Below are 23,043 nucleotides of genomic sequence, written 5' to 3'. Positions count from 1 at the left end.
CGCGGCCGCTCGGACCGCAAGCGCCCGTCCTCGTCTACCCAACGTAACGAGTCCGGAGCGCGTGGTCGCCCTTATGCAGCACGCCGCGACAAGCCCTCGGGTCCACCCGAGCCGGGAGCGATGGCACAGCGCCGTCTGGAGCAGGTCTCCAGCGCCCTGGGTGAAGTTTTGCAGTGGAAGCACCCCGCCGACCTGGCCTTGACACGCTGGGCGCGTACCCGCCCCAAAATGGGCTCGCGTGACCGTGCCGAGATTCGCGAAGCTGTGTTCGATGTGCTGCGCCACTTGCGTCAGTACCGTAACTGGGCGGAAAGCGGCGTAGGCCCATCCACCCGTCGTCTGGCCATTCTGGGCCTGTCTACCGCAATCGGTCAGGAATCCCTGTCTTTGGGGTTGACGGAAGAAGAGCGCCAGTGGCTGGGCCATATCCGTGCCCTGAACGTGGACGGTCTGCCGGTTGGCGTACGCCTGAGTCTGCCCGAGTGGCTGGAAGAGCGTCTGAAAGAGATCCCGGATTCCTACAAGCTGATGGCCGCCATGAACGAGCAGGCCTTGCTGGATCTGCGCGTCAACCCCATGAAAGCCGAGCGCGATACGGTATTGCGCCAGTTGCAAAATGGCCCCATGGCCCGCTTCAAACCGGTTGCCATGCCGTTTTCACCCTGGGGTATCCGTATTGAAGGCCGCCCATCTGTCGCAGTATGGCCACAGTATGAGAAAGGCGAGCTGGAAATTCAGGAAGAGGGCAGCCAATTGCTGACCGCCTTGCTGGAGCCTCGTCGTGGCGAGATGGTTATTGACTACTGCGCTGGTGCCGGTGGCAAGTCCTTGCTGCTGGGCGCCTTGATGCGCTCTACAGGCCGTTTGTACGCCTTTGACGTATCGGCAAGCCGTTTGAACAAGGCCAAGCCGCGCTTTGCACGTGCCGGCCTGTCCAATGTGGTGCCTGTTGTCATACAGGAATCGGGCGACCAGCGTGTTCGCCGCCTGCATGGCAAGGCGCAGCGCGTATTGGTGGACGCGCCTTGCAGCGGATTGGGAACTTTACGTCGAAATCCTGATCTTAAGTGGCGTCAACATCCACAAGCTCTGGAGCAGTACACTCAGATGCAGGCCGACATTCTGGAGCAGGCTGCGGCGTGTGTCGCACCAGGAGGCCGTTTGGTTTATGCAACATGTAGCTTTTTACCCGAAGAAAACGAGCAACAAGTGCAGGCATTCTTGGACAAACACCCCGAGTTCCGACTGCTGGATGCCCGGGAAATCTTGAAGGACAAATGTCCAGCCCTTGCGCTAGAGGGGCCTTATTTGAATCTGCGCACGGACCGTCACCAGACAGACTGTTTCTTTGGTGCGGCACTTGAACGAATCACGGAAAGTGCTTGATTTAAAGCAAGTTCGTCCTTAAATAATGTTATTGTTAACTGGTTAGGTGGGCTACACTTTTCCGGTTTCCCTTAACAAAGATCAGGTCTAAAAGGGTCTATGCAATCGTTTCTTTCTTTTCTTGCTGACGGATGGCTGCAACTGTCTTGGTGGCAGCTTACTCTTGTCATTCTGGCGGTGACTCATGTCACTATTGTGTCAGTTACCGTATTTCTTCACCGTAGTCAGGCGCACCGCGGGCTAGACCTGCACCCGGCGCTGATGCATTTCTTCCGTTTCTGGCTCTGGATGACCACCGGTATGGTCACCAAAGAATGGGTTGCGATTCACCGCAAGCACCACGCCAAATGTGAACGCGAAGGCGATCCCCATTCCCCCGTGGTCTTTGGTCTGGGCCAGGTGTTCTTCCGTGGTGCAGAACTGTACCGCCAGGAAGCCACCAACCCCGAAACCTTGAAGCGTTTCGGTCACGGTACTCCCGATGACTGGCTCGAGCGCAACCTGTACACCAAGTACAGCATGTTGGGTATTACCATCATGCTGGGTATTGATCTGTTCCTGTTCGGTCTGCTGGGCCTGACGGTCTGGGCTATCCAGATGGCCTGGATTCCTTTCTGGGCCGCCGGTGTGGTCAACGGTCTGGGTCATGCGATCGGTTACCGCAACTTTGCCAGCCCTGATACCAGCACCAACGTATTCCCTTGGGGCATCATCATTGGTGGTGAGGAGCTGCACAACAACCACCACGCTTACGGTACGTCCGCCAAATTCTCCAGCAAATGGTACGAATTTGACTTGGGCTGGTGCTATATCTCGGTGTTCAAGGCATTGGGTCTGGCCAAGGTCAAGAAGGTTGCTCCCAAGCTGCGTCTGGAACCTAGTGTGCCTTCTAATGCCCCAATCGACGGCATCAGTTTGGCAACCTTGCAAGGCGTCATTACGCACCGCTACGAAATTCTGGCCCGCTATGCGGACATCATCAAAACCACGGCCTCGGAAGAAATTGCTCGTTTGAAGCCTCAGGTGAACAAAGACAACCCAAATTGCTCTTGGTCCCTGTTGGAGAGCTGCAACGACTGGATTGGTCGTGGCGACGACGTTCTGGCTCCCGAGCAGCGTGCTGAACTGGAAACCGTGGCGGCTGGCGATTCCCGTCTGTCCATCCTGGTACGCATGCAGCGTGAACTGGCCGGTATCTGGGAAAGTTCCAGCGCCTCCAGCGAGCAGTTGCTGTCTGACCTGCGCACCTGGTGCCAGCGCGCTCAGCAAAGTGGTATTGAAAGTCTTGAGCAGTTCGCCTTGCGTCTGCGCCGCTACGCGGCATGATGGATCGCTTAAACCCGGAACAGCGAGCCGCCGTTACTCTCCCCTCTGGCCATGCCCTGGTGCTGGCCGGAGCGGGTAGCGGAAAAACCAGTGTCCTGACCTCCCGAATGGCCTGGTTAATCCAGACTGGGCAGGTCAGCCCTCACGGACTGGCCGCTGTTACCTTCACCAACAAAGCCGCGCGCGAAATGCTGACGCGGCTTACTTCTTTATTGCCTATCGATACTCGCGGAATGTGGGTCGGGACCTTTCACGGCCTGTGTAATCGCTTGCTGCGCATGCATTACCGCGATGCCGGTCTGGTACAGACGTTCCAGATTCTGGATACGGCAGATCAGTTGGCCTCCATCAAGCGCATGGTCAAGGCCAACAATGTGGATGATGAGAAATTTCCGCCCAAGGAAATTCAGAAGTTCATCAACGCCTGTAAAGAAGACGGCCAACGTCCTGGCGACCTGGAAGCTCATGACCCTCACCGCCGCCGCCTGATCGAGCTTTACCAGCTTTATCAAGAGCAGTGCGAACGTGAAGGTGTGGTGGACTTTGGCGAGCTACTGCTGCGCGCTTACGAGCTGCTGTCTCGCAATGCACCAATCCGCGAGCATTATCAGCGCCGCTTCAAACACATTCTGGTGGACGAGTTCCAGGACACCAACGTGCTGCAGTATCGCTGGTTGCGTCTGTTGGCCGGTGATCAGGCCTGCATGTTTGCCGTGGGCGACGATGACCAGTCGATCTATGCTTTCCGTGGCGCGAACGTGGGCAATATGGCCGACTTCGAGCGCGACTATGCCCGTGGCAATGTGATCCGCCTGGAGCAGAACTATCGTTCCTGCGGTCATATTCTGGATTCCGCCAACGCGCTGATCGAGAACAATAGTGGTCGCCTGGGCAAGAATCTGTGGACCGATAGCGGCGAAGGCGAGCTGGTACGCATCAGCGAACTGGCTTCGGATGCCCTGGAAGCACAGTGGATTGTGGATGAAGTCCGCGCCCTGATTGCTGAAGGCAAGCCACGTCGTGAAATTGCCATTCTGTATCGCAGCAACGCCCAGTCCCGAGTGATTGAGCACAGGCTGTTTTCCCAAGGTTTGCCCTACAAAGTGTATGGCGGCCACCGTTTCTTCGAGCGTCAGGAAATCAAGCACGTGCTGGCTTACTTGCGCTTGATGGACAACGCGGATGATGACACCGCTTTTCTGCGCGTCGTGAATTTCCCGACTCGCGGAATTGGTGCCCGTTCGGTAGAGCAACTGGCCGATTTGGCGCGCGAGCGCGGTACCAGTTTGCTGCGTGCCATCCCTTATCTGCAAGGGCGTGCGGCTGCCAGTTTGATGCGTTTCTCGAACCTGATTCAGGATATGGCCAGCCAGGCGCAGATCTTGTCTTTGCCCGAGCTGATTGAACACGTTGTTCACGACAGTACCTTGCTGGCCCATTATCAGGCCGACCGCGAAGGTGCCGAACGCCTGGAAAACTTGCAGGAATTGGTCAACGCGGCTACGGTTTTTGTGGGTGAGGAAGGCTTTGCTGAGCTGCCCGCAGGTCGAGTGCCTGAAGCCGTGGCGGGCGAGTCCGAGCAGGCCATGCAAAATCCAGATCAGCCGGCTGCCTCTGTGCTCGCCCCCATGTCGCCGTTGGGCTCCTTCCTGACCCATGCTTCTTTGGAAGCAGGGGACAATCAGGCCCAGGCAGGCCAGGATGCCATTCAACTGATGACGATCCATGCCGCCAAAGGTCTGGAGTTCGATGCGGTTTTCATTACTGGCCTGGAAGAGGGGTTGTTCCCGCATGAGAACAGCTTGTTCGATCCGGGCGGTATCGAGGAAGAGCGTCGCTTGATGTACGTGGCGATTACGCGGGCGCGTCAGCGTCTATACATCACCTTGGCGCAAAGCCGCATGTTGCACGGCCAGACGCGTTACGCCATGCGTTCGCGCTTTCTGGAAGAGTTGCCGGAGCAACATATCAAGTGGTTGTCGGCCCGCTACACTAGCCCGCCCATGCAATCCGAGGCTAGCTCGGGGGCATTTCGTCGCGGTCAAAGCTGGGAGTCCAAAGACAAGAGCTATTCGGCCCAGCCTTACGGCGGTCGTAGCCACACCAGTGTGCTGGAAGTGAATGGGCAGACGTTCCGTGTGGGGCAGGGAGTGCATCACAACCGTTTTGGTGACGGCACCATCGTTAATCTGACGGGGCAGGGTGACGACGCCCAGGCTTTGATTCAGTTCCGTGAAGTTGGTAGCAAGACTCTGGCCTTGGCCATCGCCAAGCTGGATCCTGTTAGCTGAAGACGAAACAAAGACTGAGTCAATCAATTGCAGTTCGAAGGCCCCCGGGACCCCCCGGGGGCTTTTTTATGGTCTGCCCAATGCCGTGGGAAGTTTTAGACGGCTGCAGTTTTTCTTACGCGTCTTCTTTCACACTGTTTATTTTTTGTAGTCCGTCTTGCCTGTCGCTGCCACCTTTCAAGAAAAAACGACGCCTGATTTCACCGTTCAGGCAAAAGGCGATCTTGCATGGAAACCGCATGTTTAATCAGGCGTTCTCGTTTTCAGGATTTGTCGCTAAACCTCTATATGAGCGTTATATATAAGGGTTATGGATTCTAGTTATAAAGATGGTGCCGCCATAAAATCGAAGCCTAAATTAATTACAAATACCAAATACACATGGAGGCGATCATGGAACCTAGCAATCTTTCACGCCGGCGCATGCTGTTGTCCACGGGCGGGATGATGGCCTTGGTCGGAACGGCAAGCCTGACTCCCTTGTCAGCCGCACTGGCGCAGGAAAAGGCAAAAACGCAGGCTAAAGCCTTGCCCGCCTATGCATCTTGGAAACATGCCGACAGCTTGATCGTGCACAGTGCCAATACCATTGAAACCAAGCGCAGCGCATTTGGTTCGGGGCTGATCACACCGTTGGACCGCTTGTTCGTACGCAATAACGTGACTCCCCCGTCTGAACAAATCGTGGCCGATCCGGACGCATGGGTACTGTCGATCAAGGGTGTCAAAAATCCTAAAGACATGACCGTAGCCGAGCTGAAACGATTGGGCTTGGTGGCTGTGCCTATGGTGCTGCAGTGCTCGGGCAATGGCCGTGCCTTTTTCCCCGAGAAACCCAGCGGTACACAGTGGACGGTTGGCGCAGCAGGCTGTGTGGTCTTTACCGGCGTGCCGATCAAGGCTGTGCTGGAGGCTGTCGGTGGGATGGACGAGGGTGCCAAGTACATGACAGGGCAAGGTGGCGAGGAAATTCCTCAGGGACTGGACCCGAACACCATCATGGTGGAGCGTTCGCTTCCTTTGGATGCCATTGATGACGCGATTCTGGCCTGGGAAATTAATGGTCAGCCTATCCCATTGGCTCACGGTGGTCCCTTGCGCTTGGTTGTGCCTGGTTACACCGGCGTCAACAACGTCAAGTACATCAAGCAGTTGGCGTTTACCAAGGAACAGTCTGCCGCCAACATTCAGCAAAACAGCTATCGTCTGGCGCCGGTTGGTGAAAAATCCAACCCGAATCAGGAGTCGGTATGGGAAATGCCCGTCAAGTCCTGGGTGACCAGCCCTAGTGGTGAGCCTGGTGAAGAACTCAAGGCGGGCAAGGTACAGATTCAGGGCTTGGCTTTTGGGGGCATGTCGGCCGCCAAAGAGGTTGAGGTGTCCGTCGATGGTGGCAAGAACTGGGTGAAAGCAAGCTTTGTAGGCCCTGATCTGGGCAAATATGCGTGGCGCCAGTTCGTGGTGGGCGTGGATTTGAAACCTGGCAAGTATGAAATTACTAGTCGGGCGACCAGCGAAGCAGGCACGGTCCAGCCTGAAGAACGCGTACCTAATAACCGTGGCTATTTGAACAATAGCTGGCGTGACCACATGCTGGCTGTCACTGTCGTTTAAGTTTTGAATGTTGTATCCGCCCCGTCCGTTCGGGGCGGCTATGGAAGCGAATCATGAAGAAATATCTCGTTGCTGCAGTATCTGTCGTTGTTTTTAGTACCCAGGCTTATGCTCAGGAGCCAGGCAAGGAACTGTTTTTAACGGGCGCCAAGCCCATTGCCTGTGCGGTCTGTCATACCTTGGCTGACGCTGGTTCAGCCGGGGCAATCGGTCCGGATCTGGATGAGCTCAAGCCAGGCAAGGAGCAGATCCTGAAAGTCATGAAAGAAGGCATGGGTGCCATGCCGTCCTTTGCCCAGACCCTGAGTGACCAAGAGCGTGATGCTATCGCCACCTACGTCAGCTCTGTAGCGGGTCAATAAGTTATACCTGTAGTAGCCAGACGCTAGCCGCCTTACCCTTTCTTCTCCTGATCTGGAGGTAGAAATTCGGTAGGCGGCTTTTTGTTGGCGTTGTGATGCAGGATGCGGGCAGGGCGGCCCTTCTCATCCAGCCAGATCTGCCCAATGCCGGAGCCATTCCAGACGCGCTCCCCGTGTTTGCGCTGATCTGGCAGACGTGGGCTGATGCTTAAGTCACGGCGTTGCGTAAACCAGTTCAGGGGGGATCGTGGAGAATAGAGCCAGCGATTCAGCCGATCCAGCCAGTTCAGCAAACTTTCCGGAAATTCGTTCTTGATGCCGCTGCTGGTGACTTGCCAGATATGTGGAATATGTTTGCTATGACGCACTTGTACATCGTAGACAAAGGAGTAGTGCACATCGCCGGACAAAATGACATAGTTACCGGGAGTGCGTGAATGTCTGAAGATGTTCAGCATGGTGTTGGCGGCACCTCGGTGTGCCATCCAGTTTTCTGCGTCCACCGTCAGGGCAAAGCCCGCGTAGGTACAGATGCTTTGAATGACTTCGATCAGCTTGACGCCGAACATGGGCGTGGCAGACACAATGACTGCGGCACGCTCGTCCAGCAACTCGTGTTGCAGCTCGGTCAGGGACTCCCAGTCCATCAGTCCAGAAGGTCGGCTGGGTAGGCGGCGGTTATGCCAGCGGCGCGTGCGTGTATCCAGCACAATCAACGTAGGCTGGGTGCGCAGGACATAGTCCCACTGCCGAAACTCCAGCAGCTCCTTGATGATTGCATCCTGTGTCTGATGTTCAAGGCGTTGATGTTTATCGGGCGAGCGGGTCCAGGCGGTGACCGTGTCCAGTACAGACGCAAAGACCTCGGGGCGGTTACCCCAGGCCTGACATAATAAATAGGCGATCAGGGCATTGCCCACGATCTGCCGTGAAAAAGGATGGCCGTAGGCGACGCTTTCCCATTTGGCCGACAGATTCCAGTCATCAGTGATGTCATGGTCGTCAAAAATCATCAAGGTTTGCACGTGCGCCAACAAACGGGCTGCCTGGGGCAGATCCTGACGAAACCCCTGCAGAGCAGTGGCTTCACGCTCCCAACGTTGCTGATGTTTGGGTTCCAGGCAAGGGGGCGCTGGCTCGGCAATGATCTGCCAGGGGGTGGGGGACCAGACCAGCAAGTACATGGCAAAGACTTCAGCCAGTGTCACCAAGTGGTTGTGTGCGTTCGCGGTGGTGAAAATTGGTTTTTCTACCCCACCAAAAAAACGCTCACGCAGATCGTCGTTGGATTTGAACGCTGGCAGCAAATCCGCGCGCCGGTAATAGCTGGCGGGATGCTGGTAAAGGGCTTCGCTATCCGAGACGACAGCGCCTTCCAGATACTCTCCATACAAGCCTAAGCGCGCTATCAGAGAATGAATGGCCGCCAGCATGGGGCCTGCCACATCGTCGGCGTAGACTTGATCGCCGGACAGCATGAGCAAGGCGGGTCGGGCTTTGGCCTCGGTGATGTGTTCACTCAGGACCCTGTCGGCCTGCGCCAGGCCATCGCGTGAGGCGTGATGAGGTTTGCGGCAGGAGCCAAACATCAGATTATCAGCGCGGCTGACCAATACAAAGTTGGGTTTGGTCTGATCTTGATGCAATAGATGTGGCGCCCAATCCGCAATCCCTTGTCCCGCTCCATGGCCGGCCGAGAGGATCAGATCGTAGTGCACCAGCGTGTCCAGGGGTAGCTCGGCAGTGAGTTCTATATCCAGGAAATGAATAAAGGCGTGTGTGCCAAGCGGCACGATGCGGCACTGATCCGCATCTAGGGAGATACGTTGAGCGGGGTGACCTTCTGGCTCCAGGATCAGATCCAGTGACAGGCTTGAACTGCCGACCAGCCACAGGACTAAACGCTGGGAATCCAGGCGACGCAAAATAGGGCCAGCTAGTACTGGAGGCAAGTTCGATGAAAGTTGGGAGAGACTCAAACGGGTAACAGCCAGAATCAGAAAAGACAATGGACAGTGTAGAGTGTAGAAAGTTGCAGTGCCAGCTCTGTCTATCGGTACGCCTGCATTGCCGCTGCATGTGGAGATAAAGTGCTTAATGCGTGAAATACCAACAAGAAGGGTCGCCTGTCAAAAAGCGAGCCCTTCGTGTCCGGCTGATAAGCACTTGTCCGTGAGAGCATGCCGCTTAGCTGTTTTCCATTTCCGGCTTGGCTTGCAGAAACGCAGTCACTTGTGCGTCCAGATCGTCCTCATGCACCACACGTACCGGAAAGCCGAGTTTTTCGCTCAAGGGGGCGACAAAGGCATTCAGGGAAAAGGCCATCAAGGCATTGTCCACGACCACCAGGCTGGCGGCACAGGAAACGCTTAAACGGCTGCGGTTGTCCTTGATCCATTGCGAGAACGCCTCCTTGTCCGCACCTTCCTCTGCACCGGGCAGCTCGCGGGTCAGCAAGACAAAGCGTTGTCCTTGATTCAGCAAGGCTTCCAGTTCTGCTTTCCAGTTGGATGGAGAGCTGTTCGAGATCCAGATACGGGGGAATTCCTGTGTAGCAAGGTGCATGTGCGGGTCCTGAGTAAGCCGATTAATGATTCAAAGTGAATGCGCTGCTTTGTACCATTAATCCGCCTGCTCGGGCAGTTCTTTCGCCGTGTGTGCTTTATTCGCCGGAATAGGTGAAAGACTCCCTTGTGGGTCTGCTGTGCGCTTAGTGGGGCTGTGCCAACTTCGGGAAGAAGTGATCAGGACGCTGAGTTGTCGATTCAATTTTCGAGAGGAGCTTGGCTGATATGAGCTTGTTGCTGTTTAGCGGTCGGAATCGCCTTAGCTAAACGCAGGCAGTGAATGACGTACTGCAGCAAAACGCAGGACGTGGGGTGTCATAGCCAGGTTGCGAGTACCTGTGCCATAGCCCTGTCTCAGCCCCAAGGTGTCAGCAATCTCGTAAAGCCTCAATGCGTGTTTTACAGACCATCAAGAGCTAAAAAAGGCGCCAATCCTGGTGGATACGGCGCCTTCTTTTTCAGGAGTTCATGAGCAGAACGGAATTGATGGGCCTAAACCTGCCGCCCAATTTCTTCCATCGCTTCCTGAATTTCCAGCCATTCTTCTTCCAGCGTTTGATGTGTTTTGGTGAGTTCACCATGCTCAGTCATCAAGGCGGGCCGTTGGTCTTTGTAGCTGTCCGAATAAAAGTCGGGGTCCTGCATCAAGGTATCCAGCTCCTGCAAACGTAGCTGAGCTTTCTCCATGGCCGACTCCACTTTCTTCAAGCGGCTTTCCAGGGGCTTGCGTTGCTGGGCCTGACGTTGGCGCAGCTCGGCTTCCTGACGGCGTTGCGTCTTGCGGTCTGTGCCTTCATTGCCCGTATCAGCACGCGCTTCCTGGCGAGCTTCCGAGCGTGATTGTGCGCTGCGGGCCAGTAGCCAGTCGCGGTAGTCTTCCAGGTCGCCGTCAAACTCCTGAACCTGACCATCGGCCACGATCCAGAACGAATCAACGGTAGAACGCAGCAAGTGGCGATCGTGAGATACCAGCAGTACGCTGCCACCGTAGTCAGCCAAAGCAGCCGCCAGGGCTTCGCGGGTATCCACGTCCAAGTGGTTGGTTGGTTCGTCCAGCAAGAGCAGATTGGGCTTTTGCCAGACAATCAGGGATAGGGCCAGACGCGCCTTTTCACCCCCGGAGAAGGGGGCAGTCAGGCTGGTGACCATATCACCGCTAAAACCGAAAGAGCCCAGGTAATTGCGCAGTTCCTGCTCGCGCACATCCGGAGCCAGACGCGCCAGATGTTGCAGGGGTGTGGAGTCCGGGTCAATGGAATCCAACTGGTGCTGGGCAAAGTAGCCAATTACCAGGCCCTTGGATTCCAGGCGTTCGCCCTTGATAGGTTCCAGCTTGCCAGCCAGGGTTTTGACCAGCGTGGATTTACCTGCGCCGTTCATCCCCAAAATCCCCACACGGGCACCACCGCGCACCATCAGACGGACCTGGCTCAAAATCGCTTTGTCCTGACCGGGGTAACCCAGATCGGCCTGATCCAATGTCAGCAAGGGATCGGGGGTGTACTCGGGCGAGGGCAGGCGAATGGAAACGCTTGAGTCGTCGCGCAAGAGCGTTACGGTCTGCATGCGGGCCAAAGCCTTGACGCGGCTTTGTGCCTGCTTGGCCTTGGTGGCCTGGGCCTTGAAGCGGTCAATAAAACTTTGCAGACGCGCGGCTTCACGGGTTTGGCGCTCGTAGGCGATCTGGCTTTGTTGGACGCGCTCGGCACGTTGCACCAGAAAGTCGTTGTAGCCGCCTTTGTAGCGAACCAACTTTCCTTGGTCTACGTGCAGAATCGAACGGGCCACCGCATCGAGAAACTCGGTGTCGTGCGAAATCAGCAGGACCGTGCCGGGGTAGGAACCCAACCAGCGCTCCAGCCAGAGCATGGCGTCCAAGTCCAGGTGGTTGGTGGGTTCGTCCAGCAAGAGCAGGTCAGAAGGGGCCATCAGGGCGCGGGCCAGGGACAGGCGCATTTGCCAGCCACCGGAGAACTCGCGCACGGGCAGCATCCACTGATCGGGGCGGAAACCCAGGCCGGCCAACAGTTGCTCGGCACGCGAAGGGGCGGACCAGGCATCGGCTTCGATCAGGGCGTTTTCCAGCTCGGCAATCGCCTGGCCATCGCTATCGGGCGTGTTGGCGCGTTTTTCCTGCAAGGCACGCAGACGCTCGTCGCCGTCGATAACAAATTCGCGGGCAGGGCGGTCACGGTCTGGAATGGTTTGGCGTACACTGGCCACTTCCCAGACTTCGGGGATGCTCAGGTCACCCCCGTCCAGATCCAGCTCGCCTTGCAGCAGAGCAAACAGCGAGGACTTGCCCGCACCGTTCTTGCCCACAATGCCCAGGCGCTCACCCGGATTGACGATAAAATCCGCATTGTCCAGCAGGACTTTGACGCCGCGACGCAGCGTAATTCCAGTTGCGCGTATCACAGAGCCAGTTGCTCCCGGCTTAACAAGAGCACCTGGTCTTCAGCGGTTTCCGTACTTAGCCAGATAGGCTCCAGCTCCGGGAAAGCGGCGATGAAATTGTCGTACTCATTGCCAATTTCTAATACCAGTACGCCTTCAGGCGACAGGAAATTGGGGGCTGCTTCCAGAATGCGACGTACCAGGTCCATGCCGTCGTCACCGCCAGCCAAAGCCAGTTGTGGCTCGTGCTGGTATTCCTGGGGCAGGTTCTGCATGGACTGCTCATTTACATACGGTGGGTTGCAAATGATCAGGTCGTAGGCGGTTTGTGGCAATTGATCCAGCAGATCGCTCTTGTATAGGCTCATGCGATCGTTCAGCTCAAAAGCATCGATATTCGACTGCGCCACTGCTAGCGCGGCATCGGACAGATCCACCGCATCGACTTGCGCTTGCGGGAAAGCCAGCGCTGTCAAAATAGCCAGGCAGCCTGAGCCGGTACACAAATCCAAGGCATTGTAGATGGCGTCTGGGTCGGCAATCCAGGGCTGGAGCTGCTCTGCCAGCAATTCCGCGATCGGAGAGCGCGGCACGATGGTGTCGGTGGTGACGCGGAAGCGATGGCCTTGCAGCCAGGCTTCGCCGGTCAGGTAGGCGGCGGGCACGCGCTCGTTGCAGCGGCGGGCAACCAGAGCCAGATAGGCGGCGCGCTCGGACTCCAGCATGATGGCGTCCAGATACGGGTCCAGCGTGTCCAGTGGCAGATGCAGGGTGTGCAGCAGCAGGTAGGCGGCCTCGTCCCAGGCATTGTCACTGCCGTGGCCAAAGGCCAACTGACAGCGGTTGAACTGGCTGACAGACCAGCGCAACACGTCGCGCACGGTGCGCAGTTCCTGCTGGGCTTGAAGCAGGGAGGAATGATCGATGCAAGGGCTTAACAAAGCAGGGATTCCAATGTACGGCGATAAATGTTTTTAAGAGGCTCAAGGTCAGCAACCGCAACGTGCTCGTTGATTTGATGAATGCTGGCATTGAGCGGGCCAAATTCGACCACTTGAGGGCAGATTTTAGCGATAAAGCGGCCATCGGAGGTGCCGCCTGTCGTGGACAGATCGGTTTGTACGCCGGTTTCGGTTTCGATGGCCTTGGCAAGGGCCTGGCTCAGCGGGCCAGCCTCGGTCAGGAAGGGCTCGCCACTTACTGTCCATTCCAGTTGGAAGTCCACACCATGACGGCGCAAAATGGACTCCACTTCGGCTTGTAGGCCGGCAGGGGTTTGCTCGGTGGAAAAACGGAAGTTGAAATGCACATCCAACTGACCGGGGATCACATTACCCGCGCCAGTACCGGCATGGATATTCGAGATCTGAAAGCTGGTAGGTGGGAAGTCGATATTGCCGGCGTCCCACATGCGGTCTGTCAGCTCGTGCAGCGCAGGCGCGAATATATGCAGTGGGTTGATCGCTAACTGCGGGTAGGCCACGTGGCCCTGGCGACCCTTTACGATCAGATGACCGGACATGGAGCCACGACGGCCATTTTTAATGGTGTCACCCAGTTGGCGTGAACAAGTGGGTTCGCCCACGATGCAATAGTCCAGTTGTTCGCCACGTTCTTTCAGGACCCGGCAAACATGCACGGTGCCGTCGGTTGCCGGGCCTTCTTCATCCGAAGTCAGTAGCAGGGCAATCGAACCTTTGTGCTCAGGATGGGCCTGGGTAAATTCTTCAACCGCGTGGATGAAGGCCGCAATCGAGGCCTTCATATCCGCAGCGCCACGGCCATAGAGCTGTCCATCGCGCACGGTAGGTTCAAACGGGGGCGAGTCCCAGGCGGCTTCTGGCCCGGCAGGGACCACATCCGTGTGACCCGCAAAAACAAACAAGGGCGCTTCAGTGCCACGGCGGGCCCACAGGTTGGACACCGGCCCGCTGGGCAGATGTTCCAGGCTAAAGCCCGCTTGCTCCAGCCTGGCGCCCAGCCATTGCTGGCAGTGGGCGTCCTCGGGGGTCACCGAGGGGCGGGCAATCAGGGCTTTAAGGGTATCTAGTACGGAAAAGTCAGTGCTCATGTTCAGGCGCGAAGTAAATCATTAATACTGGTCTTGGCGCGGGTACGGGCATCCACACGCTTGACGATGATGGCGCAGGCCAGGCTGTACAGCCCATCGGCCGAAGGCAGGGAACCAGGGACCACCACCGAACCTGCAGGGACGCGGCCTTGATAAATATTGCCCGTTTCGCGCTCGTAAATTTTGGTGCTCTGCGATAGGAACACGCCCATGGCCAGCACCGAGTTCTCTTCCACGATGACCCCTTCCACTACTTCGGAGCGGGCACCGATAAAGCAGTTGTCCTCAATGATAGTGGGGTTGGCCTGCAGAGGTTCTAATACCCCGCCAATACCGACGCCGCCCGATAGATGAACATGCTTGCCGATCTGGGCGCAGGAACCCACGGTGGCCCAGGTATCGACCATGGTGCCTTCACCGACATAAGCGCCAATGTTCACAAACGAGGGCATCAGCACGACATCTGGAGCGACGTAGGCACCTTGGCGCACCACCGCACCGGGGACGGCGCGAAAACCGGCCTGGGCAAAAGCGGCCTGATCATGCTGTTCGAACTTCAGTGGCACTTTGTCGTAGAAGGGAGCGGGCTCGCTGGCCATCACACGGTTCTCGTTGATCCTGAAGGACAGGAGGATCGCTTTCTTGACCCAGTCGTTGACCTGCCACTGTCCGTCGATTTTTTCCGCCACGCGCAGGGAGCCGTAATCCAGCTTTTCAATCACGGTGTGGATGGCCGTGCGCAGTTCAATGCTGTGTTCTTGGGGGCTGAGGGAAGCTCGTTGTTCCCACGCTGACTCGATCAGACTTTGGAGGTCGCTCATAGGCTAGGCTCTGTGAATGCAGGCCGTCATGGGCAGTACCGGAATAAAGGCGCATGATGCGCGGTTAACTACCGCAGCGGCCGTGCTTGAATGGAGGCAACAGAATAACCGAGTCTGCCCCATCCATGCACGGTTTTATGGCTTTCTTTGTCGCTTTTGAGAGCAGATGAGTGTGGGATGAAGGTGGGTGAAGGGGGACGGTTGTGGTTTCTGGACCAGGATTGAGCCGTGAAACCGTACGAGCAGCATGGCTGGACGTGCATGTTTTCGCTGTTTCTTTTTCTTTTAAGGCGGTTTTTCTGAATTCTTGTTTTTTGATAAAAATTTCTTTTTTTTATATGACTATTTTTTTATTGTTTATTGCGTTTATTTTATTAAGTCGTCTACGTAATTAATTATTTCAAAATAATAAAAAATAAGCGCCAATTACTGTGGTGATCGTATGCAGTGTTCTTGATCAGGCTTGGCTTGGCGTTTGTGTCGGATTGTTTTTCAGCTTGAAAATTTCTGCCCTTTCTCTGTGAGCGCTAAGCAAAACGCGGTTGACCGTTTTCCCCCTACGCATGTTTCCGTGTTGGCGTGAAGAAAAAGGGGTCGTCATTATGCTCAATGATTCAGTAGTGTTTTTTACATTTTTTAAAATTCATTCGATTTTTATCTGCCTAGAATGATTGTGCTGTTTTTGTTTTAGCCGGATTTTGCTCTTGTTTCTTCATTTTAATGGAGGGGTTATGAGATCGATTCTTTTATGGCTTTTAGGTGTCCCTATTCCTATCATCATTTTGCTGGCCTTGTTTTGGCACTAAGGTATTTGCGATCACAATCTTGAGTAAGGAGTCATCATGGCTACAACACAATTGGGTTCGGAGACAGCTTTGGGTACGCACGCCGGCGCAGAGTCATCGCATTCCGCGGTGTCTTGGGGAGCTATCATCGGGGGCGCGGTGATCGCCGCAGCCTTGACGGCTACCTTGCTGGTAGGCGGGACGGGGCTGGGTTTCATGGCGATCTCTCCCTGGGGCAATGACGGGGCCTCGGGCACCACCATGGCTATCGGCACGATTGTTTGGTTGTTTGTCACACAGATCGTCGCTTATGGCATTGCGGGTTATGTCACTGGCCGTTTGCGTACTAACTGGGCCGGTGTGCATGGCGACGAAGTTCATTTCCGCGATACGGCGCATGGCTTTCTTGTGTGGGCTGTCAGTGTGGTTGTCAGCGTTTTCTTGCTGGGCTCGGGCGTTGCCTCCGTGGTGTCAGGTACGGCACAGGCAGGGGCGAATCTGGCTGGGGCCGGAGTGGGTGCCGCGTCGGCGGTTGTGGGCCAGGCAGGGAAAGATCATGCTCAAGGTCCAGGTCTGAGCTATTTCACCGACGCCTTGTTGCGTCCGGCTGACCCTGCCAACGCATCGGCACACACGGGCAACCCTGAGCGTGAAGTCAGCCGCATTCTGGCGCGCAGCCTGAAAGAAGGTGAGGTGTCCCAGCAGGATCAGGATTACTTGCTGCGCCTGGTGGCCAATCGCACCGGTCTGACGCTTGAACAGGCCAAGGAACGTCTGGACTCAGTTCAAATGCAAGCCAAGGAAACAGCCGAGAAGTTGGAGCAGCAAGCACGCGAAGCAGCAGATACCGCGCGCAAGGCTGCTGCTGCTTTCGCGCTGTGGGCATTTGCATCCTTGTTGGTCGGTGCCTTTGTGGCCAGTCTGGCGGCCACGATTGGTGGACGGGCGCGTATCACGCGTTAAGCCTTTTGTACGACGATGAACCGCTTATCCCTTGAAGCGAGCGGTGCAAGGCCCCCGAATTTCAGAGCTTCGGGGGCCTTTTTGTATCCGCTTCGATCAAGCTGCTGCCTGGCCCGACGCGTCAGGGAACACGAATAAAGTTGCTGGGAGCTTGCCCTAAACGGCGACGGAACATGGTGGAAAAGGCACTGGCACTGTCATAGCCCAGGTCCAGCGCAATCTGGGTGACTGATTGGCCGGCAGACAGCTTGGTCAAGGCTGTCAACAGGCAGGCTTGTTGCCGCCATTCGCTAAAGCTCATGCCGGTTTGCTGCCGGAACAGACGTGTGAAGCTGCGCAGGCTTTTGTTCAATTGCTTGGCCCATTGTTCTGGCGTGCTTTGGATATTAGGCTGGCCCAGGAATGCTTTGCACAGAGCGGCCAAGGAGCAATCTTGGGGGATGGGCGCAAAGAGCGGCATGGTGTGTGCCAGGCCAACTTCATGCAAGAGAAGTTGAGCCAAGGCACCGTCGCGGCCATTTTCCTCGTACAAGGCGGGCAAGGCCAGGGAGGCCAGCAGCAAGTGATGCAGCAAGGGCGTAATCACCAGCACTTCGCAATGTGTGCTGCGGCGGGGGGCGGCCTCGGGTTCTATATATAGACTGCGCGTACTGGCGCTTTGCATGCGCACGCGATGGCGCTTGCCGGCCGGAATCCAGACGCCACTGTAGGGTGGAATGACCCAGGCGCCATCGTCCGTTTCTACTTCCATCAAGCCTGTCATGGCATAGAGCATTTGCGCCCGCCGGTGTACATGAAAGTCCAGCAGAGTGCCCGGGGCGTAGTCCGTGCCAATCGCCAGCAAGGGGCGGGGGGTGGCATCCACGCTATCCAGTCGTACATTGTGCATCAGCAAGCCTCTGGCCGAAACGAAAGTATTAATGACCGGTTTTAGCATGTCAGCCAAGGCGGAGCGACCTATTCTTGGGTTTTGGTATCTCTTTTGATGGGCGACTATGTATTTGCTATTGCTGTTTTTTGGTTTGCTGGCCGGGGTGACCACCGTGCTGTTTGGTTTCGGTGGTGGCTTTGTGGTGGTTCCCGTGCTGTATTCGGTGTTGATTGCTCTGTATGGCGCAGACAGCCAGATGGGGCAGGCGGCCATGCATATTGCGGTGGCCACGTCCACCTGCGTCATGATCTTTGGGGCTGGCCTGTCCAGTTGGCGCCATCACAAGGCTGGCACCGTGCCTTGGGGGCAGGTGCGTCCTTTGCTCTGGTTTATCGCCCTGGGGGCGATTCCCGGTGCGGTAGCGGCCATGGCCTTGAGTGGGGCCTGGGTGCGTTGGGTTTTTGTTGTGTATCTGGGCCTGACGATTCTTGATAGCCTGTTTCGAGCGGGTTTTACGCAGACAGCAAGCAAGGCCATGCGCCCTTTAAGCAAGGCCAGCAGCGCCGGGGCCGGCGTTCTTATTGGTGCGATCGCCGCCTTTTTGGGCGTGGGCGGGAGCGTGATTACGGTACCTTTGATGCGCCGACGCGGTGCCAGCATGACGGCCGCCACAGCAGCGGCAAATCCCTTGTCCTTGCCTATGGCGGTGGTGGGCAGCCTGAGCTACGCGATGCTGGCCTGGAATGCAGACTCATTGGGGCCTTGGCATGCGGGTTACATCGACCTGCGTGCCTGTCTGGTATTGGTGCTGGGTTCCTGGCTGGGGATTCGTTTTACCTCACGCTGGATTGGCAAGATCCCCGACCGCATTCACGCCAAAGCCTATATCGCCTTGTTGGCAGGGGTGTTCCTGGTGATGCTGTTGGTCTAGGTCTGACCAGGGCGCTGCGGTATCAGCATCTACCTGATGCAGCAGGTTTCGCTTTGCCTGTTTTGAAAAACTTGTGTTTTTTTGTTCAGTACGGCGAAATGCAGCGCTTGGGGTGCTGCATTTTTACCTATACTTGGCAGCACAGAATAAACAGGAGTGGGGCAACATGACAATCGAAATTGCAGTGGTTTTGGGCCTGGCTTTAGTTGCGATTGTCTTGTTTGCCACAGAAAAACTCCGAATCGACGCGATTGCTTTATTGGTGCTTGGCACCTTGGCTATTCTGGGCTTGGTGACTCCTGAACAGGCCGTAGGCGGCTTCAGTAATCCGGCCACAGTCACCGTCGCTGCGATGTTTGTGTTGGCCGCCGGCCTGCAAAATAGCGGTGCGCTGTCAGGGATTGGGGATTTGCTGGGCAAGGCCCGCTCCCCACTTCAGTTTCTGGTGCTTTTGTTTCTGGTCCTGGCGGTGATTGCCCCCTTTGTCAATAACACGGCAGTGGTGGCGGTATTCATTCCTATCGTGATGGCCGCTAGCGCACGGATAAGTATGTCAGCCTCCAAAGCGCTGATTCCCTTGTCGTATGTCTCGCAAATGGCCGGGGTCTGTACCTTGGTTGGAACGTCTACCAACCTGTTGGTCAATGCCATTGCCCGCGACATGGGGCATCCAGGCTTCACGATGTTTGAATTTACTAAGCTGGGTGTCATTTGCATGGCAGTCGGTTGTATTTATTTACTGACAGTAGGGCGCTGGCTATTGCCTGCGGCGCGCGGTGGCGAGCTGGTCGAGCAATATGAGTTGGGCAAGTACATAACCGAACTGCGCGTCATGCCGGACTCCTCCTTGATCGGTCAGTCTGTTGGCGACGCAAAGTTGGGTGAGCAGTATGGCGTCTTTGTGCTGGAGCTGTTGCGCGGTGATATCAAAGTGTGGGGGCCGCGAGAGCAGAAGATTGAGCAGGACGATGTGCTGTTGGCGCGTGGAGATTGGACCAAGCTGGATGAGTTGCGCAAAGAAGCGGGTCTGGAAGTAGATCCGCAGTTCAAGTTGGAGCAACGATCTTTTGAACAGGTTGATCAGGTTTTGACGGAGGTCATGATTGCGCCGCGTTCGCGTATCAGCGGGCGTACCTTGGGCAGCTTGAGGGCGGGCTGGCACAGGAATGCCACTGTGTTGGGGATTCATCGCCGTGGCCAGGTCTTGCGTGAGCAGTTGCGTGCTGTACGTTTACAGGTGGGCGATATTTTGTTGATGTTGACCCCGGCCTCCGAGGCGGCTGACTTGCGGGCTGACAGCAATATTATTGTGCTCTCCGAGCGTGAGGCTGAAAAAGAAATGGGCTGGCGCGCACCTTTTTCCCTGGTCACCATGGCCTTGGTGATTGTGGTGCCTGCCTTGGGCTGGGTGCCCATCAGTGTCACCTCATTGCTCGGTGCCGTAGCCATGACGCTGGCCGGTTGCCTGAAGGCAGATGATGTTTACGACGCCATCGATTGGCGCATCATTATCTTGATGGCTGGTTTGTTGCCCTTGGGATTGGCTATGAGTGAGACGGGGGCCGCCCAGTTTCTGGTGGAAAACACGGTCGGCTTGGTCGAGTCTTTTGGACCGTTGACGGTGCTGGCAGTGGTTTATCTGATGGCCTTGGTCTTGACCGAGTTTATGAGCAATGCCGCCGCTGCGGTGTTACTGGCGCCCATAGGGATGTCCACGGCCAAAATGATGGGGGTTGATCCCACGCCTTTTTTGATCGCGGTGACCTTTGCTGCTTCCACTAGTTTCGCAACCCCCGTGGGCTACCAAACCAATACGATGGTCTATGGCGCGGGTGGTTATCGGTTTGCGGATTTTCTGAAAGTCGGTTTGCCCTTGAACTTGATTTTCTGGGTCTTGGGCGTGATGTTGATTCCCGTTTTCTGGCCGTTCAATCCCGTTTGACACCGCTGTATCCACGATAAAAATAAAGGAGACCTCAGCCATGCGTTCAGCCCTCGCTTCTGCTAAGCCCGCATTGGACCCATCCATGCGGCAAGCCGTGCAAGACAGTTTTTCCCGCCAGCAGGCAATGAGCTTGATTCGCGCCACCATGCCGTTGGTCGAGGCAGGCCTGGTCGAGATCCATCTGCCGCATTGGGAGGGGGTTCAGCAACAGCACGAATTTGTACATGGTGGTGTTGTGGGCATGATTGCTGATTCGGCCGGAGGATATGCCGCCATGACCTGTACGCCTTTGGGCGCCAGCGTGCTCAGCGTGGAATACAAGCTGAATTTTCTGGCGCCGGCCAAAGGGGAGTCTTTATTGGCCCGAGGGTCTGTGGTTCGTCAGGGCCGCAGTTTGATCGTGACGCAGGCCGAGGTATTTGCCATGGAAGAGGGCAAGCACACCTTATGTGCGTTGATGCAGCAAACGATTATGGTGATGCAGGGGCGGGCGGAGAAGTCCTGATACCAGACTGGGCTGCATCAGGGACCGGACCGCTCTTTAGGATTTTTCCAGCGATAGCTAAGTAGTAATACCCACAGCGCCGCCATGCCCAGCCCATAGAGCATGGCTCCGTAGGAAACAGAAACATCAATACCGCACACGTGAGAGAAACGGTCGGCGGTATCACAGATATTTTTGATCGCCAGTGAAAACAAGACGGTGTTGACGGCCATGGCCAGGCAGGCGGACACTGCTTTGTCTGCCCAGATCAAGCTGGCAACCGCCAGGATCGACAAAGGCATCAAGGAGTTGAGCACACTGGTATGCCAGGCGGAATACGCCTGGGAGGAGTTGAGCAAACTTTCGTTGATGTGCGCAAAGGGAAAGAGCCACAAAACAATCAAAGCAGCGCACAGGAAAAAGATCCATTTCCTGATGGTGATGTTGGACACGATGAAAAGTAAAAGTTTGCTTTATGAGGATTTTGAGTGTAACTGAACTGTTTTATGCTTAAAGACACGTTGTGTAAGTTCTTTGGCACAATTTGCGACAATTCTGTTACTTGATCATGACATAAACGAAGGAATCTTCGAATTTAATCACGTATTCGTGACAAGACGACGAAGTTTGTTATAAGCGTCCACTCCAGGTAAACAGCGAACGCGCTTGTATGATGATGTTCCACAGGAACACAGCAGGAGTAATCATGATGAAAAGCTCTGTATGGTGCGTGAGCGCCGTTTTAGGTGTGATGGCTTTGCCCGCCTGGGCGGATAACCCAGCTTGCCAGTATCGGGCTGCTGAGATCCAGAACCAGATCGACTATGCGCGCCAGCACGGGAATGTGCACCGCGAGCGTGGTCTGCAGCGCGCATTGGCCAATGTGCAAATGCATTGTCGAGATGCTGACTTGCTGCGCGATGTGCAGGATGATATCCGCGAGCAAGAAGAGGACATTCAGGATCGTATTGACGAAATCGCCGAAAAGCGTGCTGAAGGGCGGCAAGACAAGGTGCAGGAGCTGGAGAAAAAGCTGGAGCGCGATCGCGCCAAGCTGGAGCAGTTGCAAGAGGAATTGAAAGAGCTGCAGGCCTTGAGCGCAAAGTAAGAAGCGCGCTCCAGCTTTTGAATCCGCTTCTGCTAGGCTCGTCAAATGGACTGAAAAAGGCAGGAGTCAGAAGGAAATACGTGCTCCCGGTGGGGGCACGTTCCTTTTATATAGAAAGGACTGCTTATAATCACAGGTGCAGTCGGCGCAATGATGTAGGCCGACCAAGCATAAAACAAGAGTGGTATGAGCAGAAAAAGCACAGGTCGTCGCGGTACAAAAACCAGTAGTAGAAAGAAGGTAGGGCAGAGTAGCCCGTCCCGATTTTTGAAATCAGTCATTGCAGCGGCCCTCACTAGTTTTGGGCTTGCGACTGCCTGGCTTCATCCACAGGGGCTGAACTGGCAAAGTCTTGAGCCGTTTCTGGTGTCTTTGGGTTGGCCCACGGTCGTTCAGCAAGACAGTGCGCCCGTCCCTGCTGCCATTGATGGGTATGTCCAGACCTCTTTTGCGCAATGCCCCCAGTTCTTTCCCGGTTCACGGCCTGTTGTGCCCATGGCTTATGCGCAACGGGAGTTATGCTTTAGCGCTTTTGCGATTTTGCATAGCGGCCAAACCAAAACCCCGGTGTTTGTTGTGCAGCGTTTGAATCGGCAACAGATTCAGTCGGCCAAGGGCGTCAAGCGTACGGATCGTTTTTATGCTGAAGGCCGTTTGCCTCAGGCGGAACGCGCCGAACTGAATGATTACCGGGGCTCGGGATTTTCACGTGGACATATGGCGCCGGCAGGGGACATGGCCTCTGAACAGAGTATGGCCCAAAGCTTTTCTTTGGCTAATATGGTGCCGCAAAACCAGACTCATAATGCCGGTCCCTGGAACAAGATTGAAGCGGATACTCGTAAATACGTCGCCCGTGCTGCCGGTAATGTCTATGTCTTTACCGGGCCAGTGTATGCGCGCCGTGCGGCAAGCATCGGCTCTAGTCAGGTTGCCGTTCCCAGTCATTTATTCAAGTTGGTGTACGACGCAAGCACTCGACGCTCCTGGGTACATTGGCAGGCGAATCAGGCGTCCACTCGCGTTAGCCCACCCATCAGCTACGAAGAGTTTGTCCGTCGGACTGGGCTGCATTTGTTGCCCGATTCCAGCCTGAAAACCTTGGGATAGAGGCGGGACCC

Annotated in this window: 19 protein-coding genes; 11 read left to right on the top strand and 8 right to left on the bottom strand. The window is 55.9% G+C overall.

From position 1 onward, the window contains the following. The first annotated feature begins 120 nt into the window (after positions 1–120). From LNA76_RS06885 to sorU, 5 genes are all read left to right on the top strand, one after another. The gene (locus LNA76_RS06885; protein WP_230018809.1) at positions 121–1,386 is read left to right on the top strand and encodes an RsmB/NOP family class I SAM-dependent RNA methyltransferase; all 1,266 of its coding nucleotides are present in this window, start codon (positions 121–123) and stop codon (positions 1,384–1,386) included. A 99-nt stretch (positions 1,387–1,485) separates the two neighbouring features. After that, positions 1,486–2,712 (top strand): DesA family fatty acid desaturase, encoded by a 1,227-nt coding sequence (locus LNA76_RS06880; protein ID WP_094196400.1) that lies wholly within the window; start codon positions 1,486–1,488, stop codon positions 2,710–2,712. Then, positions 2,709–5,003, top strand: coding sequence for a UvrD-helicase domain-containing protein (locus tag LNA76_RS06875; protein ID WP_094196401.1), 2,295 nt, complete (start codon positions 2,709–2,711; stop codon positions 5,001–5,003). Before LNA76_RS06880 ends, LNA76_RS06875 begins: the two co-directional genes overlap by 4 nt. A gap of 393 nt (positions 5,004–5,396) precedes the next feature. Beyond that, a complete protein-coding gene (gene sorT, locus LNA76_RS06870; protein ID WP_230018579.1) occupies positions 5,397–6,617 on the top strand; it encodes a SorT family sulfite dehydrogenase catalytic subunit in 1,221 nt (406 codons plus the stop codon). A 53-nt stretch (positions 6,618–6,670) separates the two neighbouring features. Next, a complete protein-coding gene (gene sorU, locus LNA76_RS06865) occupies positions 6,671–6,979 on the top strand; it encodes a SorU family sulfite dehydrogenase c-type cytochrome subunit (RefSeq protein ID WP_094196403.1) in 309 nt (102 codons plus the stop codon). Positions 6,980–7,011: 32 nt separating this feature from the next. Here the strand turns inward: sorU and LNA76_RS06860 are convergent, their stop codons facing one another. The 6 genes from LNA76_RS06860 to dapD form a co-directional block, all read right to left on the bottom strand. After that, positions 7,012–8,931 (bottom strand): alkaline phosphatase D family protein, encoded by a 1,920-nt coding sequence (locus LNA76_RS06860; RefSeq protein ID WP_230018578.1) that lies wholly within the window; start codon positions 8,929–8,931, stop codon positions 7,012–7,014. A gap of 235 nt (positions 8,932–9,166) precedes the next feature. After that, positions 9,167–9,544, bottom strand: coding sequence for a hypothetical protein (locus tag LNA76_RS06855; protein ID WP_230018577.1), 378 nt, complete (start codon positions 9,542–9,544; stop codon positions 9,167–9,169). 494 nt (positions 9,545–10,038) lie between these two features. Continuing rightward, positions 10,039–11,964, bottom strand: a complete 1,926-nt coding sequence (locus LNA76_RS06850) for an ABC-F family ATP-binding cassette domain-containing protein (protein WP_094196405.1) — start codon at positions 11,962–11,964, stop codon at positions 10,039–10,041. After that, positions 11,961–12,884 (bottom strand): 50S ribosomal protein L3 N(5)-glutamine methyltransferase, encoded by a 924-nt coding sequence (prmB, locus tag LNA76_RS06845; RefSeq protein ID WP_230018576.1) that lies wholly within the window; start codon positions 12,882–12,884, stop codon positions 11,961–11,963. Before prmB ends, LNA76_RS06850 begins: the two co-directional genes overlap by 4 nt. After that, positions 12,878–14,014 (bottom strand): succinyl-diaminopimelate desuccinylase, encoded by a 1,137-nt coding sequence (gene dapE, locus LNA76_RS06840; protein ID WP_108727322.1) that lies wholly within the window; start codon positions 14,012–14,014, stop codon positions 12,878–12,880. The genes prmB and dapE overlap by 7 nt, the downstream gene beginning before the upstream one ends. 2 nt (positions 14,015–14,016) lie before the next feature. Beyond that, entirely contained in the window at positions 14,017–14,835 is an 819-nt protein-coding gene (dapD, locus tag LNA76_RS06835) for a 2,3,4,5-tetrahydropyridine-2,6-dicarboxylate N-succinyltransferase (protein WP_230018575.1), read from the bottom strand. Between the two features lie 842 nt (positions 14,836–15,677). Between dapD and LNA76_RS06830 the strand changes: the two genes are divergently transcribed. Continuing rightward, entirely contained in the window at positions 15,678–16,583 is a 906-nt protein-coding gene (locus LNA76_RS06830; protein WP_230018574.1) for a hypothetical protein, read from the top strand. A gap of 121 nt (positions 16,584–16,704) precedes the next feature. Here LNA76_RS06830 and LNA76_RS06825 read toward each other — a convergent pair whose 3' ends face one another. Further along, the gene (locus tag LNA76_RS06825; protein ID WP_121740096.1) at positions 16,705–17,472 is read right to left on the bottom strand and encodes an AraC family transcriptional regulator; all 768 of its coding nucleotides are present in this window, start codon (positions 17,470–17,472) and stop codon (positions 16,705–16,707) included. Between the two features lie 106 nt (positions 17,473–17,578). On the opposite strand from LNA76_RS06825, the gene LNA76_RS06820 reads away from it, so the two are divergent. The 3 genes from LNA76_RS06820 to LNA76_RS06810 all read left to right on the top strand — a co-directional run bounded on the left by LNA76_RS06820 (position 17,579) and on the right by LNA76_RS06810 (position 20,835). After that, positions 17,579–18,385 carry a sulfite exporter TauE/SafE family protein gene (locus LNA76_RS06820; RefSeq protein WP_230018572.1) on the top strand — a complete coding sequence of 269 codons (807 nt, stop codon included), beginning with the start codon at positions 17,579–17,581 and terminating at the stop codon, positions 18,383–18,385. Positions 18,386–18,458: 73 nt separating this feature from the next. Continuing rightward, complete coding sequence (locus LNA76_RS06815) at positions 18,459–20,327, top strand: SLC13 family permease (RefSeq protein ID WP_326833648.1); 1,869 nt, start codon at positions 18,459–18,461, stop codon at positions 20,325–20,327. 40 nt (positions 20,328–20,367) lie between these two features. Continuing rightward, a complete protein-coding gene (locus LNA76_RS06810; RefSeq protein ID WP_230018570.1) occupies positions 20,368–20,835 on the top strand; it encodes a PaaI family thioesterase in 468 nt (155 codons plus the stop codon). 17 nt (positions 20,836–20,852) lie between these two features. On the opposite strand, the gene LNA76_RS06805 is transcribed toward LNA76_RS06810, so the two are convergent. Further along, positions 20,853–21,173: a DUF202 domain-containing protein gene (locus LNA76_RS06805; protein ID WP_230018568.1), complete on the bottom strand. Its 321-nt coding sequence runs from the start codon at positions 21,171–21,173 to the stop codon at positions 20,853–20,855. Between the two features lie 347 nt (positions 21,174–21,520). Between LNA76_RS06805 and LNA76_RS06800 the strand changes: the two genes are divergently transcribed. Further along, the gene (locus LNA76_RS06800) at positions 21,521–21,922 is read left to right on the top strand and encodes a DUF1090 domain-containing protein (protein ID WP_230018566.1); all 402 of its coding nucleotides are present in this window, start codon (positions 21,521–21,523) and stop codon (positions 21,920–21,922) included. A gap of 186 nt (positions 21,923–22,108) precedes the next feature. Continuing rightward, positions 22,109–23,032 (top strand): DNA/RNA non-specific endonuclease, encoded by a 924-nt coding sequence (locus tag LNA76_RS06795; protein WP_108727324.1) that lies wholly within the window; start codon positions 22,109–22,111, stop codon positions 23,030–23,032. The last annotated feature ends 11 nt before the right edge of the window (positions 23,033–23,043 follow it).

The organism is Alcaligenes sp. MMA, assembly GCF_020907215.1.
Lineage (GTDB): Bacteria > Pseudomonadota > Gammaproteobacteria > Burkholderiales > Burkholderiaceae_B > Alcaligenes > Alcaligenes aquatilis.
Note: the sequence above shows the minus strand (reverse complement) of the source record. Positions and strands in the feature narration are given on the sequence as shown.

Coding starts and splice junctions, on each gene's coding strand:
- LNA76_RS06885 (WP_230018809.1), top strand. CDS start 121: ATGGCACAGCGCCGTCTGGAGCAGGTCTCCAGCGCCCTGGGTGAAGTT.
- LNA76_RS06810 (WP_230018570.1), top strand. CDS start 20,368: ATGCGTTCAGCCCTCGCTTCTGCTAAGCCCGCATTGGACCCATCCATG.
- dapD (WP_230018575.1), bottom strand. CDS start 14,835: ATGAGCGACCTCCAAAGTCTGATCGAGTCAGCGTGGGAACAACGAGCT.
- LNA76_RS06830 (WP_230018574.1), top strand. CDS start 15,678: ATGGCTACAACACAATTGGGTTCGGAGACAGCTTTGGGTACGCACGCC.
- LNA76_RS06795 (WP_108727324.1), top strand. CDS start 22,109: ATGAGCAGAAAAAGCACAGGTCGTCGCGGTACAAAAACCAGTAGTAGA.
- sorU (WP_094196403.1), top strand. CDS start 6,671: ATGAAGAAATATCTCGTTGCTGCAGTATCTGTCGTTGTTTTTAGTACC.
- LNA76_RS06800 (WP_230018566.1), top strand. CDS start 21,521: ATGATGAAAAGCTCTGTATGGTGCGTGAGCGCCGTTTTAGGTGTGATG.
- dapE (WP_108727322.1), bottom strand. CDS start 14,014: ATGAGCACTGACTTTTCCGTACTAGATACCCTTAAAGCCCTGATTGCC.
- LNA76_RS06825 (WP_121740096.1), bottom strand. CDS start 17,472: ATGCACAATGTACGACTGGATAGCGTGGATGCCACCCCCCGCCCCTTG.
- LNA76_RS06880 (WP_094196400.1), top strand. CDS start 1,486: ATGCAATCGTTTCTTTCTTTTCTTGCTGACGGATGGCTGCAACTGTCT.
- LNA76_RS06875 (WP_094196401.1), top strand. CDS start 2,709: ATGATGGATCGCTTAAACCCGGAACAGCGAGCCGCCGTTACTCTCCCC.
- LNA76_RS06855 (WP_230018577.1), bottom strand. CDS start 9,544: ATGCACCTTGCTACACAGGAATTCCCCCGTATCTGGATCTCGAACAGC.
- LNA76_RS06820 (WP_230018572.1), top strand. CDS start 17,579: ATGTATTTGCTATTGCTGTTTTTTGGTTTGCTGGCCGGGGTGACCACC.
- sorT (WP_230018579.1), top strand. CDS start 5,397: ATGGAACCTAGCAATCTTTCACGCCGGCGCATGCTGTTGTCCACGGGC.